The sequence below is a fragment of the Agromyces salentinus genome (assembly GCF_009749395.1).
GTDB lineage: Bacteria > Actinomycetota > Actinomycetes > Actinomycetales > Microbacteriaceae > Agromyces > Agromyces salentinus.
Genome location: NZ_WBIR01000008.1, coordinates 1 through 13,536, shown reverse-complemented (window position 1 = coordinate 13,536; position 13,536 = coordinate 1). Strand labels below are relative to the sequence as shown.

Here is a 13,536-nt window from a genome sequence, read left to right as displayed (position 1 = left end):
CCTGAGCCGCATCGTCGGAGCCTCGGCCGGGAACGCCGAAGGGGCGAGCCCGCAGGCCCGCCCCCTCGCGTGACGGATGCCGCGGCATCCGCTCGGATCATGCCCTGATCAGTGGCCGGGGAACTTCTCGATCGCCTTCTGGATGAGCGACTCCGCTTCGGCGGCGTCGGCCCAGCCCTCGGTCTTGACCCACTTGCCGGGCTCGAGGTCCTTGTAGTGCTCGAAGAAGTGCTCGATCTCCTTGCGCGTGTACTCGGGGATGTCGCCGAGGTCCTGGATGTGGTTCCAGCGGGGGTCGCCGGCGGGCACCGCGATGACCTTGGCGTCGCCGCCGCCGTCGTCGGTCATGTGGAAGACGCCGACGGGGCGCACCTTGACGCCCACGCCCGGGAACAGCGGGTAGTCGAGCAGCACGAGCACGTCGAGCGGGTCGCCGTCGTCGCCGAGCGTGTTCTCGAAGTAGCCGTAGTCGGTCGGGTAGACGAAGGTCGTGTAGAGCACGCGGTCGAGGAAGACCCGGCCGGTCTCGTGGTCGACCTCGTACTTGTTGCGGCTCCCCTTGGGGATCTCGATGACGGCGGCGTACTCGCCCATGTGGGTTCTCCTTGGTTGTGGAAGCACGGTCTGAAGCGTGCGCCGGCACGGGCCTCGGGCCTGTCGCGATCGGCGGAATAAGGTTACTTGATGGCCTCTGCAACCGAACCGGACGAATCCACGGATGCCGCGGCCGAGCGACGCCCGCGCCTGACACCGCCGATCGCCGACGTGCGGCGGGCCGTGCGGGCCGTCCTGCCCGCAGCTCCCTCGCCGGCCGGCGCCTCAGTGTCTGCCGGATTCGGAGAACCGGCGCGACACGCCGGATCGCCCTCCTCTGAGGCCGGCGTGTCGCAAGAATCTCCGAATCCGGCAGACAGCGCGAACGCACCGCTCGTGCTCGTCGCGCTCTCGGGCGGCGCCGACTCGCTCGCGCTCGCCGCGGCCACGGCGTTCGAGGCGCCGCGGGCGGGCCTCCGGGCCGGCGCGGTGATCGTCGACCACGGGCTGCAGGCCGGCTCGGACGAGGTGGCCGAGCGGGCCGCGGCCCAGGCGCGCGCGCTCGGGCTCGACCCGGTGCTCGTGCAGCGCGTCGAGGTCGCGGGCGAGGGCGGGCCCGAGGCATCCGCTCGCCGTGCCCGCTACGCCGCGCTCGACGAGGCGGCGAGGGCGACGGATGCCGCGTGCGTGCTGCTCGGGCACACCCTCGACGACCAGGCCGAGACCGTGCTGCTGGGGCTCGCCCGCGGCTCGGGGGCTGCGAGCCTCGCGGGCATGCCGGCGCGCGCCGGGCGCTACGCGCGGCCCCTGCTCGGCATCCGCCGGGCCACCACCAGGCAGGCCTGCGAGGACGCGGGCCTCGAGCCCTGGGACGACCCGCACAACGCCGACTCCGCGTACGCCCGGGTGCGCGTCCGCGAGCGGGTGCTGCCCGTGCTCGAGGCCGAGCTCGGCCCTGGCATCGCCGAGGCGCTCGTGCGCACCGCCGAGCAGCTGCGTGAAGACGACGACGCGTTCGAGGCGCAGATCGAGGAGTTCATCGAGGAGATCTGCGAACCCGCCGAGGCCGGCATCGCGATCACGGTCGGCGCCCTGTCGGCGAACCCGGCGGCGCTGCGGCAGCGCATCATCCGCCACGTCGTCGGCAGCGAGTTCGGCGTCTCGCTCTCACGGGCGCAGACCCTCGAGGTCGCACGGCTCGTGACCGACTGGCACGGGCAGGGACCGCTCGAGCTGCCCGCCGGCGTGCGCGTGACCCGCTCGGGCCGGCACCTCGTCTTCTCGACGACCGGATCGACCGAGGTGCTGCCGCACGATCACTGAGCACGACCACTGAGCACGATCGCTGAGCAGGATCGCTGAGCACGGTCCCCGGGCACGGGCGATTAGGCTCGTGGCATCCGTTCGCCGCGCACCCACGGCCGACGTGGCCCCGACCGCCCCGCACAGGAGGAGCAGCAATGTACGCGAACGAGATCGAAGCCGACCTCACCGAGGTGCTCGTCACCGAAGCCGAGATCCACGCCAAGCTCGCCGAACTCGCGCGCCGCATCGAGGCCGACTACGAGGGCAAGGACCTGCTGCTCGTCGGCGTGCTGAAGGGCGCGGTCATGGTCATGGCCGACCTCGCGCGAGAGCTCCGGTCGCACCTCAGCATGGACTGGATGGCCGTCTCCAGCTACGGCGCGGGCACGAAGTCGTCGGGCGTCGTGAAGATCCTGAAGGACCTCGACACCGACCTCACCGGCCGCCACGTGCTCATCGCCGAGGACATCATCGACTCGGGCCTCACGCTGTCGTGGCTGCTCGAGAACCTCGAGTCCCGCGGTGCGGCATCCGTCGAGATCTGCGCGCTGCTCCGCAAGCCGGATGCCGCGAAGGTCGAGGTCTCCGTGAAGTACCTCGGCTTCGACATCCCGAACCAGTTCGTCGTCGGCTACGGCCTCGACTACGCCGAGCGGTACCGCAACCTGCGCGACGTGGCGATCCTCGCACCGCACGTCTACTCCTGACGTCGCTTCCTGACGTCGCCCGGGCACGTCGCAACGCGCAGCACAGCCCACAGCGAACACTCGGCCGACGGTCGGCGGACGCGGGGTAGCCTGTGAGCACCATGAACATCAAGAAGATCCTGCGCGGGCCGATCATCTACATCCTGTTGGCGATCGTCGCCGTCTGGATCGGATCGAGCCTGATCACCGCCTCCGGTTTCAAGGAGGTGTCCACGCAGCAGGGTCTCGAGTTCCTGCAGGACGGCAAGGTGTCCGAGGCGAAGATCGTCGACGGCGAGAACCGCGTCGACCTGACCCTCACCAAGGCCGACGAGGAGTTCGGCGACCAGGTGCAGTTCTACTACGTCACGCCCCGCGGCGAAGACGTCGTGAACGCGGTCGACGCGGCGAACCCGAAGGACGGCTACAACGACGAGGTGCCCCAGCCGAACTGGTTCCTCTCGATGCTCGGCATCCTCCTGCCGCTCGTGCTCATCGGCCTCTTCTTCTGGATCATGCTCTCGGGCATGCAGGGCGGCGGCAACAAGGTCATGCAGTTCGGCAAGTCCAAGGCCAAGCTCGTCACGAAGGAAACCCCCAAGGTCACCTTCGAGGACGTGGCCGGCTCCAACGAGGCCATCGAGGAACTCGAGGAGATCAAGGACTTCCTGAAGGAGCCCGCCAAGTTCCAGGCCGTGGGTGCCCGCATCCCCAAGGGCGTGCTGCTCTACGGCCCTCCCGGTACCGGCAAGACCCTGCTCGCCCGCGCCGTCGCGGGTGAGGCGGGCGTGCCGTTCTACTCGATCTCGGGCTCCGACTTCGTCGAGATGTTCGTCGGCGTCGGCGCCTCCCGCGTGCGCGACCTCTTCGAGCAGGCCAAGCAGAACGCGCCCGCGATCATCTTCATCGACGAGATCGATGCGGTCGGTCGCCACCGCGGCGCCGGCCTCGGCGGCGGGCACGACGAGCGCGAGCAGACGCTGAACCAGCTCCTCGTCGAGATGGACGGCTTCGACCCCAAGACGAACGTCATCCTCATCGCGGCCACGAACCGCCCCGACATCCTCGACCCGGCGCTCCTGCGTCCCGGCCGCTTCGACCGTCAGATCGGCGTCGACGCTCCCGACCTCAAGGGTCGCCAGCGCATCCTCGAGGTGCACTCCAAGGGCAAGCCGCTCGCCAACGGCGTCGACCTCGAGGTGCTCGCCCGCAAGACGCCCGGATTCACGGGCGCCGACCTGGCGAACGTGCTCAACGAGGCCGCCCTGCTCACGGCACGCTCGAACGCGCAGCTGATCGACAACCGCGCACTCGACGAAGCCGTCGACCGCGTGATCGCCGGTCCCCAGCGGCGCAGCCGCGTCATGAAGGACAAGGAGAAGCTCATCACGGCCTACCACGAGGGCGGACACGCACTCGCGGCGGCGGCGATGAACTACACCGACCCCGTGACGAAGATCACGATCCTCCCGCGCGGCCGGGCACTCGGCTACACCATGGTGATGCCGCTCGAAGACAAGTACTCGATCAGCCGCAACGAGCTGCTCGACCAGCTCACGTACGCGATGGGCGGCCGCGTGGCCGAGGAGATCGTGTTCCACGACCCGTCCACGGGCGCCTCGAACGACATCGAGAAGGCCACGTCGACGGCCCGCAAGATGGTCACCGAATTCGGCATGAGTGCGACCGTCGGCGCCGTGAAGCTCGGCCAGTCGCAGGGCGAGGTCTTCCTCGGCCGCGACATGGGTCACCAGCGCGACTACTCCGAGGAGATCGCGATGCGCGTCGACGGCGAGGTGCGCACGCTCATCGAGCAGGCGCACGACGAGGCGTGGGAGGTGCTCAACGACAACCGCGACATCCTCGACAGGCTGGCGGCCGAGCTGCTCGAGCACGAGACGCTCGACCACAACCAGATCGCCGAGATCTTCAAGGACGTGAAGAAGCTGCCGGAGCGGCCGCTGTGGCTCTCGAGCGACAAGCGCCCGGTCTCTGACATCCCGCCGATCTCGTTCCCGACCGACAAGGCGCCGATCGACCCGGGCGCGGTCGACGGCGGCATCGACTCGAGCGACACCCCGGTCGAGGAGCCCACGCCCGCGCGTGCGCCCCGACAGAACCCGCGCCCGGCGACGGCGTAACCCGCCGCCGGCCTCCGCCGCCGACCTGAGAGGGCCTGCCATGGCCGGTATCGACACGGAACGCATCGAACGCGCCGTGCACGAGATCCTCCTCGCGATCGGGGAGGATCCCGCCCGGGAGGGGCTCGCGCGAACCCCGAAGCGCGTGGCCGAGGCGTATGCCGAGTTCTTCGGAGGGCTCGGCGTCGATCCGCTGAGCCATCTCGCGGACGCGGTCCCGATCGGTTCGTCCCAGGCGGGCGAGCCGGCGACCTCCGACGCGGTGGTCCTCAGGGACCTCGCCTTCCGATCCGTGTGCGAGCACCACCTCCTGCCGTTCGTCGGCACCGCGCACGTCGCCTACCTCCCGGGCGACCGGGTCGTGGGACTCGGGCGCATCCCGGCGGTCGTCGATACGCTGGCGGCCCGTCCGCAGCTGCAGGAACGGCTCGCCGAGGAGATCGCCGACGCGCTCGAGGCCGGGCTCGAGCCGAGGGGCGTGCTCGTCATCCTCGACGCCCAGCATCGCTGCGTCACGACCCGCGGGTCCCGCCAGGAACGCAGCTCCACCATCACCGTCGTCGGCCGTGGAGCACTGTCCGAGCCCGTGGCGCGCGCCGAGATCATCGCGCTCATCGGCGGGGCCGCGGCATCCGACTCGATCGGTCCGGCATGAGCGTCGCCGAACCGACGCTCGTCATGGGCGTCGTCAACGTGACGCCCGACTCGTTCAGCGACGGCGGCGCCTGGTTCGACGCCGAGAGCGCGATCGCGCATGGGCTCGAGCTCGTCCAGGCGGGCGCCGACATCCTCGACGTGGGCGGCGAGTCCACGCGTCCCGGGGCGGCGCGGGTCGAACCGGCCGAGGAATTGCGGCGGGTGGTGCCCGTCGTCCGCGAGCTCGCGGCCCGGGGCATCCGCGTGAGCGTCGACACGATGCGGGCCGCGACGGCCGCGGCATCCGTCGACGCCGGCGCCGAGATCATCAACGACGTCTCCGCAGGCCTCGCCGACCCCGCGATGGTCCCGACCGTCGCCGAGACCGGTGCCCACTACGTCGCCATGCACTGGCGAGGCCACTCCGATCGCATGGACTCGCTCACCGAGTACTCGGATATCGCCGCCGACGTGCGCGACGAGCTCGCGATGCGGGTCGACGCCCTGACGGCCGCCGGGGTACCGGCCGAACGCATCATCCTCGACCCGGGCCTCGGCTTCTCCAAGACCGGCGAGCAGAACTGGGAGGTGCTTGGCCGACTCGACGTGCTGCTCGCCCTCGGCCTGCCCGTGCTCGTCGGGGCCTCGCGCAAGCGGTTCATCGGCTCGCTGCTGCCCGAGGGCGCGACGATGGCCGAGCGCGACCTGCCGACCGCCGTCATCAGCGCCCTTTCCGCGCAGGCCGGTGCCTGGGGCGTGCGCGTGCACGACGTGGCATCCACGCGTCGAGCGCTCGACGTCGTGCGGGCGTGGCAGAGTGGAAGCCGTGGCTGACACGCGCGATCGCATCACCCTGACCGGGCTCCGGGTCCGGGCGCATCACGGCGTCTTCGAGTTCGAGCGGGAGCAGGGGCAGGAGTTCGTCATCGACGTCTCCGTGGTCGTCGACCTGCGGGCCGCGGCATCCGACGACGACCTCGCGAAGACCGTGCACTACGGTGAGCTCGCCGAAGCCGTGGTCGCAGCCGTCGAGCGCGACCCGGTCGACCTCATCGAGACGCTCGCCGAGCGCGTCGCCGACGTCGCACTCGGATTCCCGGGAACCATCGAGGCCGCCGTCACGGTGCACAAGCCGCAGGCGCCGATCACGGTCCCGTTCGCGGATGTCGCGGTGTCGATCGTGCGGGGGCGCGCATGAGCCGCGCCGTCATCGCGTTCGGGGCGAACCTCGGCGATCGCGAGGCCACCGTCGCGGGCGCCGTGCGCGACCTCGCCGAGCTGCCGGGCGTCGAGCTCGTAGCGATCTCGCCGATCTACGAGAGCCCGGCGATGACCGACACGGGGGTCGACCACGATGCCCCCGGGTACCTCAACGGCGTCGTCGTGCTCGAGACCACGGGCCACACGCCGCACCAGCTCCTGGCGGCCCTGCACGAGATCGAGGCCTCGCACGGTCGGCAGCGCCTGAAGCACTGGGGCGACCGCACCCTCGACCTCGACCTCATCGACGTCGACGGGCTCGTGATCGACGACACCGGGCTGCAGCTCCCGCATCCGCGGGCCTGGCAGCGGGCGTTCGTGCTGCAGCCGTGGCTCGACGTCGATCCCGAGGCCGTGATCCCCGGTCGTGGCCGCGTGGCGGACCTGCGCCGCGACGCCCACGACGAGGTAACCCGGCGATGAGGCGCACGCATCCGAGCGCCGTCGTGATCGCGGTGATCGTCGGCCTCGCCGTCGGCTACCTCCTCGACCTGGCCGTCGTGTCCTCGGGCGGCAAGGCGATCGTGCCGCCCATCTCGCTGTCGATCACGCTCGTGGGCGTCGCGGTGCTCGTCGTGGCGCTCGCCTGGCCCATCCGACGGGCCGTGAAGGAGCACTCGACCAAGCACCTCGATCCGTTCCGGGCGATGCGCATCGCGGTGCTCGCCAAGGCGAGCAGCCTGAGCGGCGCCCTGCTCTTCGGCCTCGCGCTCGGCATCACCCTCTTCCTGCTCACGCGGACGGTGCTGCCGTCCACGTCGACCGTCTGGCTCGCCGTCGCCTCCGCCATCGGAGCCGTGCTGCTGCTCGTGGGCGGACTCGTCGCCGAGTACTTCTGCACCCTCCCGCCCGACGACACCGACACCGAGAAGGAAGAACACGCGCATGCCTGAGCCCGAGGCGACGACGCCCGACGCCGCGAGGCAGCCTGCCGCCGCGAGGCAGCCCGACCCGGGGCAGCCCGACGCGGGGGTGCCCGACCCGGGGGTGCCCGTGCACGGGGCATCCGCGCCCGCTGCCGGGGAGCCCGTGGCCGTACCGACGGCCGCCGCACCGCCCGCTCCCGCGACGTCCGTGCTCGAGGTGGAGGCCGACGCCGCCGACGGCATCGCCGCCGGGCCCGGTGATGACGAGGGCTGGCAGCGCGTCTCGCCCAAGTACGTCGTCGTCGAGGTCGTGGGCTCGCTCATCGGCACGGTGCTGTTCGTCGCCGCGTTCCTCGCGGCCTACTTCCTCTTCGACTGGTGGTGGGCGATGTGGGCGGCCATCGCCGTCGGCGTCATCTCGCTCGTGACGATCGCCTTCGAACCGCGACGCGTGCGCTCGATCGCCTACCGGCTGCGCGACGACGACCTGCTGTTCCGGCGCGGCATCATGTTCCAGCGCCAGGTCGCCGTGCCCTACGGGCGCATGCAGCTCGTCGACGTCACGCGGGGCCCCGTCGCTCGCGCACTCGGGCTCGCCGACCTCAAGTTCGTCACGGCGGCGGCCGCGACGGCCGTCTCGGTGCCCGGCCTGCCCATCGAGGACGCCGAGCACCTGCGCGACGAGCTCGTCGCGCTGGCCGAGTCGCGACGGGCGGGACTGTGACCGCTCCGGTCGCCCCGAAGACGGTCACCGCGCTCGCCGACGGCGAGTGGCACCGTCTCCATCCGGCGAGCCCGCTCCTGCGCGGCGGCCTCGTGTTCATCGCCGTGCTCGGCTTCATCATCGCGAACCTCCGCGAGCGCATCGTCGACATGTTCGTCGTCGGATTCGTGCCCGAGATCGGCGACGAGGTCGAGGAGCGTCACGGCGACTGGCGCGACGACTGGGCCAACGACCCGGTCGGCACGATCGTGCTCAGCGGCCAGCTCGGCTGGGCGCTCCTGGCGGTCGCGGTCGTCGTGATCGGCGTCGTCCTCGGGTTCTGGCTCTCCTGGCGCATGCACACGTTCCGCATCACGAACGAGTCGGTCGAGGTGCGCAGCGGCATCCTGTTCCGGTCGCACCGATCGGCGCGACTCGACCGGGTGCAGGGCGTCAACCTCAGCCGCCCGCTGTTCGCGCGACTGTTCGGCACCGCCAAGCTCGAGGTCTCCGTGGCCGGCCAGTCGGGCAACGTGCAGCTGTCGTACCTCGGGTCCGCGCTGGCCGACGGCCTGCGCGCCGACATCCTGCGCCTCGCCTCGGGTGCCCGCGCCGATCGGGCGAGCAGCTCGGCGGGCGATGGGATGCCCCGGGTCCCGAACGCGCCGACGGCCTCGGTGGCCACGAGCGCGACGGATGTCGCAGGCCCGACGGATGCCGCGAGTGCGACGGATGCCCCAGGTGTGGCGGATGCCGCGGCCGCGACGGGCCCCGCGGGCACGACCGTGCCCGCGGCATCCGCCCACGGCCCGGTCTCGGCGGTCATCGGCCGCCGCGTCGACGAGTTCCTCGCGCCGGAACTCGACCCCACGCTCGCGCCGCCGGAGTCGGTCGTGCACCTCTCGCTCGGCCGCGTGGTCGCGTCGACGCTCCTCGGCGGCACGATGATCTCGATCCTGGTGTTCGTCGGCATCATCATCGCGGGCATCGCGATGGGGCAGGAATGGGTGCTCTTCTCCTTCGTCCCGGCGGTCATCGGTCTCGTGGGCTACCTCTGGTCGCGCATCACCAAGTCGCTGCGGTACTCGATCGCGGGCACGCCCGACGGCGTGCGCATCGGCTACGGGCTGCTGTCCACGGCGAACCAGACGATCCCGCCGGGGCGCGTCCACGCCGTGGCGGTGACGCAGTGGATCCTCTGGCGCCCGTTCGGCTGGTGGACGATCAAGGTCAACCTGGCCGGGCAGTCGATCAGCGCCTCGGGGGAGTCGGCGCAGCGCACGATCGTGCTGCCGGTGGGCAGTGCCGACGACGTACGCCGGGTGCTCGCGCTGCTGCTGCCCGAGGCGATCGACGCCGAGTCGGCCGCGATCGGCGCCGGACTCACCGGGCGCGGCCCGGGCGACGGCTTCACGGCCACGCCGCGCCGCGCCGCCTGGCTGCATCCCTTCTCCTGGCGTCGCATCGGCTGGGCCGCCGAGTCGGGCGTCGTCCTGTTCCGCACCGGCGCCCTCTCGCGATCCCTCGTGCTCATGCCGCTCGCGCGCATGCAGTCCGTGGCGATCGCCCGGGGGCCGGTCGCACGCATGCTCGACGTCGCCTCGATCCGGGTGCACACCGTGATGGGGCCGGTCATGGTGTACCTCCCCGTCGTCCCGACCGCCGAGGCGCGCGCGCTCTTCGAGCGGCTCTCCGCCGACGCCGTCACCCTGGCTGCGGCCGACCAGACGCATCACTGGGGCGCGCCGACGGCCGCATCCGAGCCTCTCGTCGCATCGGCGGTCACGCCGACGGCGGCCGAGTCTGCCGAGGCGCCGGTCGGCACGCCGGCACCGGCACCGGCACCGGAACCGGAAGCGGAGCCAGGCCCAGGAGCGCCCCGTGGCTGAGCGGCCCGGCCGGCTCGGCGTCGGCACCATCGGCGCCGGTCGCGTCGGCGCCGTGCTCGCCTCGGCGCTCGCGGGCGCCGGCCACGGGCTGACGGGCATCGCCGCGGTGTCCGATTCGAGCCGGGAGCGGGCGGCCGCCATGCTGCCCTCGGTCCCGGTGCTCACCGTGCCGCAGATCGTCGAGCGCAGCGAGCTCGTGCTGCTCGCCGTGCCCGAGGCCGAGCTCGCCGGGCTCGTGGCCGGGCTCGCGGACGCTCGGGTCTGGCAGCCGGGGCAGCTCGTCCTGCACACGAACGCCCACCACGGCACAGCCGTGCTCGACCCGGCACGCCGGGCCGGTGCCATCCCGCTCGCGGTGCATCCGGCCATGACCTTCACCGGCACGAGCATCGACCTCGCCAGGCTGCCCGGCACGTGGTTCGCCGTCACGGCGCCGGCGCCGGTCCTGCCGATCGGGCAGGCGCTCGTCGTCGAGATGGGCGGGGAGCCGTTCGTCGTCGCCGAGGGCGACCGCGCCGCGTACGGCGAGGCGATCGACACCGCCGTCTCGTTCTCGAGCGCGATCGTCGACCAGGCGAGCGGCCTCCTCGACGGCATCGGCGTCGCGCGGGCGGGAGCGGTGCTCGCGCCGCTCGTGCGCAGCGCCGTCGAGAACGCGCTCGCTCGCCACGACCCCGGGCCGCGGCTCGACGGTGCGAGTACGATCGACGAGGCCGACGACGATCGGCCGCTGGGAGGTGCCACGTGACCGAGGTGGCGACGAGCGTCCGCACGCTGAACACCATCGCCGACGTCCGTGCGGCGCTCGACGAACGACGCCGGGCCGGGGCATCCGTCGCCCTCGTGCCGACCATGGGCGCGCTGCACGAGGGGCACCTCGCGCTGGTGCGCCGGGCCCGCGAGCTCGCCGACGTGGTCGTCGTCTCGATCTTCGTGAACCCGCTGCAGTTCGGCCCCAGCGAAGACCTCGACCGCTACCCGCGCACCCTCGAGGCGGATGTCGCGGCGCTCGCCGACCTCGGGGTCGAGTTCGTCTTCGCCCCCGACGTGTCCGAGATGTACCCGCGCGGCTCGGCCCCGGGCACGACGGTGAGCGCCGGGCCCGTCGGCGCCCGCTACGAGGGCGCCTCGCGCCCCGGGCACTTCGACGGCATGCTCACCGTCGTCGCCAAGCTCTTCTCCATCGCGCAGCCCGACGTCGCGGTGTTCGGCCAGAAGGACGCCCAGCAGGTGTTCCTCGTGTCGCGCATGGTCGCCGACCTCGACCTGCGCGTGCGCGTCGAGGTGGTCCCGACCGTGCGAGAGGGCGACGGGCTCGCCCTCTCCAGCCGCAACCGCTTCCTCGGCGAGCACGACCGCGCCGCGGCGCTCGTGCTCGCGGAGTCGCTCGATGCCGCGGCCGCCGCAGCCGACGAGGGCGCCTCCGAACTGCTCGCCGAGGGCGTCGCCGCGTTCGGCGACCACGACGGCGTCGAGCTCGACTACCTCGTCGTCGTCGACCCCGACACGTTCCTCCCGGTCGACGACGCGTTCCGCGGCCGGGCGCTGGCCCTCGTCGCGGCGCGGGTCGGCTCGACGCGGCTCATCGACAACGCGTTCGTCGACGTCGGTCCCGGGCCCGAGTAGCCCACCGGCCCGCGGAGCGTCCGCCCAGCCCGGCTGGGTAGGCTGGTCGGGCACGTGCCCCGCGACGAGAGAGAACGATGGCCGAGACCCAGACGGATGCCGCCCAGGCCGCAGACGAGCCCACCGCTGCCGAGATCTCCGAGCAGAAGGCCGTGCGGCTCGCCAAGCGCGAGCGCCTGATCGCGGCATCCGACGACCTGGGTGGCGGCGCGTACCCGGTGCGCCTGCCGATCACCGCGACCATCCCGCAGGTGCGCGACCGGTTCGTGGGCCTCGGCGTCGACGAGGCGAGCGGCGAGCAGGTGGGGCTCGCGGGCCGCGTGGTGTTCTCCCGCAACACCGGCAAGCTCTGCTTCGCGACCCTGCAGTCGGGCGACGGCAGCCGCATCCAGGCGATGGTCTCCCTCGCCGAGGTGGGCGAGCAGTCCCTCGCCGACTGGAAGGAGCTCGTCGACCTCGGCGACCACGTCTTCGTCGCCGGCGAGGTCATCACGAGCCGCCGGGGCGAGCTCTCCATCATGGTCAAGGAGTGGCGCATCGCCTCGAAGGCGATCCTGCCCCTGCCGAACCTGCACAACGACCTCAGCGAAGAGACCCGCGTCCGCAGCCGGTACCTCGACCTCATCGCCCGCGAGCAGTCGCGCAAGAACGTGCTCGACCGCGCGAAGACGAACGCGAGCCTCCGGCGCACCTTCGCGAGCCTCGGCTTCGTCGAGGTCGAGACGCCCATGCTGCAGGTCATGCACGGCGGGGCATCCGCTCGCCCCTTCGTGACGCACTCGAACGCGTTCGACACCGAGCTCTACCTGCGCATCGCGCCCGAGCTCTACCTCAAGCGCGCAGTCGTGGGCGGCATCGAGCGCGTGTTCGAGATCAACCGCAACTTCCGCAACGAGGGCGCGGACTCCACGCACAGCCCCGAGTTCGCGATGCTCGAGGCCTACGAGGCGTACGGCGACTACACGACGATGGCCGACCTCACGCAGCGACTGATCCAGGACGCCGCGCTCGAGACGAGCGGCTCGCACGTCGTGACCTGGGCCGACGGCACGAAGTTCGACCTCGGCGGCGAGTGGGACCGCATCTCGATGTACGGCACCCTCTCCGAGGCGGTCGGCGAGCAGATCACGGCCGAGACCCCCATCGAGCGGCTCAAGGAGCTCGCCGACGAGGCGGGCGTCGAGGTCGAGCACCCGCTGCCCGGCAAGTACGTCGAAGAGCTCTGGGAGCACCACATCAAGGGCGGCCTCGTGCGGCCCACGTTCGTGATGGACTTCCCGCTCGACACCTCGCCCCTCGTGCGTGCGCATCGCAGCACGCCGGGCGTCGTCGAGAAGTGGGACCTCTACGTGCGCGGCTTCGAGCTCGCCACGGGCTACTCGGAGCTCGTCGACCCCGTCGTGCAGCGCGAGCGCTTCGTCGAGCAGGCGAAGCTCGCCGCGGGCGGCGACCCCGAGGCCATGCGCCTCGACGAGGAGTTCCTCCGCGCGCTCGAGTTCGGCATGCCGCCCTCGGGCGGCATGGGCATGGGCATCGACCGGCTGCTCATGGCGCTCACGGGCCTCGGCATCCGCGAGACCATCCTCTTCCCGCTGGTCAAGTGAGCCCGGCCTCGAGCCCGGCGAATCGGAACGGATGCCCCACATGAACGACTACCTCCCCAAGGGCGAACTCGAGCCGGAGAAGGACCCGAAGCGCCCGTCGAACGCGCGCCTCGGTATCTGGATCGTCGTCGGCGCTGTCGGCCTCTACCTCGTCGGTTCGGGCGTCTGGGGTCTCGTCACCGCGGGATAGGTTCGCCCGGCCGGCTGGCCGGCTGGCCGGCTGGCCAGCCGCCCAGCCGGCCAGCCGCCCAGCCGCCCAGCCGCCCAGCCGCCCAGCCGCCCAGCC

Annotated in this window: 14 protein-coding genes and 1 pseudogene; 14 read left to right on the top strand and 1 reads right to left on the bottom strand. The window is 71.9% G+C overall.

All coding sequences use genetic code 11. The features are described 5' to 3' along the window. Positions 1–108: 108 nt before the first annotated feature. On the bottom strand, positions 109–594 hold the full coding sequence (ppa, locus tag GQQ95_RS09690; RefSeq protein WP_157427473.1) for an inorganic diphosphatase: 486 nt from the start codon (positions 592–594) through the stop codon (positions 109–111). 90 nt (positions 595–684) lie between these two features. On the opposite strand from ppa, the gene tilS reads away from it, so the two are divergent. The 14 genes and pseudogenes from tilS (at position 685) to GQQ95_RS09620 (ending at position 13,440) form a co-directional block, all read left to right on the top strand. Further along, entirely contained in the window at positions 685–1,857 is a 1,173-nt protein-coding gene (gene tilS / locus GQQ95_RS09685; RefSeq protein WP_157427472.1) for a tRNA lysidine(34) synthetase TilS, read from the top strand. 137 nt (positions 1,858–1,994) lie between these two features. Further along, entirely contained in the window at positions 1,995–2,546 is a 552-nt protein-coding gene (gene hpt, locus GQQ95_RS09680) for a hypoxanthine phosphoribosyltransferase (RefSeq protein WP_157427471.1), read from the top strand. A gap of 101 nt (positions 2,547–2,647) precedes the next feature. Beyond that, entirely contained in the window at positions 2,648–4,666 is a 2,019-nt protein-coding gene (gene ftsH, locus GQQ95_RS09675; protein WP_157427470.1) for an ATP-dependent zinc metalloprotease FtsH, read from the top strand. Between the two features lie 40 nt (positions 4,667–4,706). Continuing rightward, on the top strand, positions 4,707–5,321 hold the full coding sequence (gene folE / locus GQQ95_RS09670) for a GTP cyclohydrolase I (RefSeq protein WP_157427469.1): 615 nt from the start codon (positions 4,707–4,709) through the stop codon (positions 5,319–5,321). Further along, the gene (gene folP, locus GQQ95_RS09665) at positions 5,318–6,136 is read left to right on the top strand and encodes a dihydropteroate synthase (RefSeq protein ID WP_157427468.1); all 819 of its coding nucleotides are present in this window, start codon (positions 5,318–5,320) and stop codon (positions 6,134–6,136) included. Before folE ends, folP begins: the two co-directional genes overlap by 4 nt. Then, positions 6,129–6,500: a dihydroneopterin aldolase gene (gene folB / locus GQQ95_RS09660; protein WP_246205356.1), complete on the top strand. Its 372-nt coding sequence runs from the start codon at positions 6,129–6,131 to the stop codon at positions 6,498–6,500. The genes folP and folB overlap by 8 nt, the downstream gene beginning before the upstream one ends. Then, entirely contained in the window at positions 6,497–6,985 is a 489-nt protein-coding gene (folK, locus tag GQQ95_RS09655) for a 2-amino-4-hydroxy-6-hydroxymethyldihydropteridine diphosphokinase (protein WP_157427466.1), read from the top strand. Before folB ends, folK begins: the two co-directional genes overlap by 4 nt. Then, on the top strand, positions 6,982–7,455 hold the full coding sequence (locus GQQ95_RS09650) for a DUF3180 domain-containing protein (RefSeq protein ID WP_157427465.1): 474 nt from the start codon (positions 6,982–6,984) through the stop codon (positions 7,453–7,455). The genes folK and GQQ95_RS09650 overlap by 4 nt, the downstream gene beginning before the upstream one ends. 406 nt (positions 7,456–7,861) lie before the next feature. Continuing rightward, positions 7,862–8,152, top strand: a pseudogene (locus tag GQQ95_RS19815) (PH domain-containing protein); the annotation flags it as partial. After that, on the top strand, positions 8,149–10,020 hold the full coding sequence (locus tag GQQ95_RS09640) for a PH domain-containing protein (RefSeq protein WP_157427464.1): 1,872 nt from the start codon (positions 8,149–8,151) through the stop codon (positions 10,018–10,020). The pseudogene GQQ95_RS19815 and the gene GQQ95_RS09640, both read left to right, overlap by 4 nt. Then, complete coding sequence (locus tag GQQ95_RS09635) at positions 10,013–10,768, top strand: Rossmann-like and DUF2520 domain-containing protein (RefSeq protein WP_157427463.1); 756 nt, start codon at positions 10,013–10,015, stop codon at positions 10,766–10,768. The genes GQQ95_RS09640 and GQQ95_RS09635 overlap by 8 nt, the downstream gene beginning before the upstream one ends. Positions 10,769–10,773: 5 nt before the next feature. After that, on the top strand, positions 10,774–11,646 hold the full coding sequence (panC, locus tag GQQ95_RS09630) for a pantoate--beta-alanine ligase (protein ID WP_157427597.1): 873 nt from the start codon (positions 10,774–10,776) through the stop codon (positions 11,644–11,646). A gap of 77 nt (positions 11,647–11,723) precedes the next feature. Beyond that, entirely contained in the window at positions 11,724–13,250 is a 1,527-nt protein-coding gene (lysS, locus tag GQQ95_RS09625; protein ID WP_157427462.1) for a lysine--tRNA ligase, read from the top strand. A 40-nt stretch (positions 13,251–13,290) separates the two neighbouring features. After that, complete coding sequence (locus GQQ95_RS09620) at positions 13,291–13,440, top strand: hypothetical protein (protein WP_157427461.1); 150 nt, start codon at positions 13,291–13,293, stop codon at positions 13,438–13,440. Positions 13,441–13,536: the final 96 nt, after the last annotated feature.

What these genes read in the sequence shown, in the direction of transcription:
- GQQ95_RS09650 (WP_157427465.1), top strand. Translation starts at nt 6,982, where the DNA reads ATGAGGCGCACGCATCCGAGCGCCGTCGTGATCGCGGTGATCGTCGGC.
- lysS (WP_157427462.1), top strand. Translation starts at nt 11,724, where the DNA reads ATGGCCGAGACCCAGACGGATGCCGCCCAGGCCGCAGACGAGCCCACC.
- folK (WP_157427466.1), top strand. Translation starts at nt 6,497, where the DNA reads ATGAGCCGCGCCGTCATCGCGTTCGGGGCGAACCTCGGCGATCGCGAG.
- hpt (WP_157427471.1), top strand. Translation starts at nt 1,995, where the DNA reads ATGTACGCGAACGAGATCGAAGCCGACCTCACCGAGGTGCTCGTCACC.
- ppa (WP_157427473.1), bottom strand. Translation starts at nt 594, where the DNA reads ATGGGCGAGTACGCCGCCGTCATCGAGATCCCCAAGGGGAGCCGCAAC.
- GQQ95_RS09620 (WP_157427461.1), top strand. Translation starts at nt 13,291, where the DNA reads ATGAACGACTACCTCCCCAAGGGCGAACTCGAGCCGGAGAAGGACCCG.
- folP (WP_157427468.1), top strand. Translation starts at nt 5,318, where the DNA reads ATGAGCGTCGCCGAACCGACGCTCGTCATGGGCGTCGTCAACGTGACG.
- tilS (WP_157427472.1), top strand. Translation starts at nt 685, where the DNA reads ATGGCCTCTGCAACCGAACCGGACGAATCCACGGATGCCGCGGCCGAG.
- folE (WP_157427469.1), top strand. Translation starts at nt 4,707, where the DNA reads ATGGCCGGTATCGACACGGAACGCATCGAACGCGCCGTGCACGAGATC.
- ftsH (WP_157427470.1), top strand. Translation starts at nt 2,648, where the DNA reads ATGAACATCAAGAAGATCCTGCGCGGGCCGATCATCTACATCCTGTTG.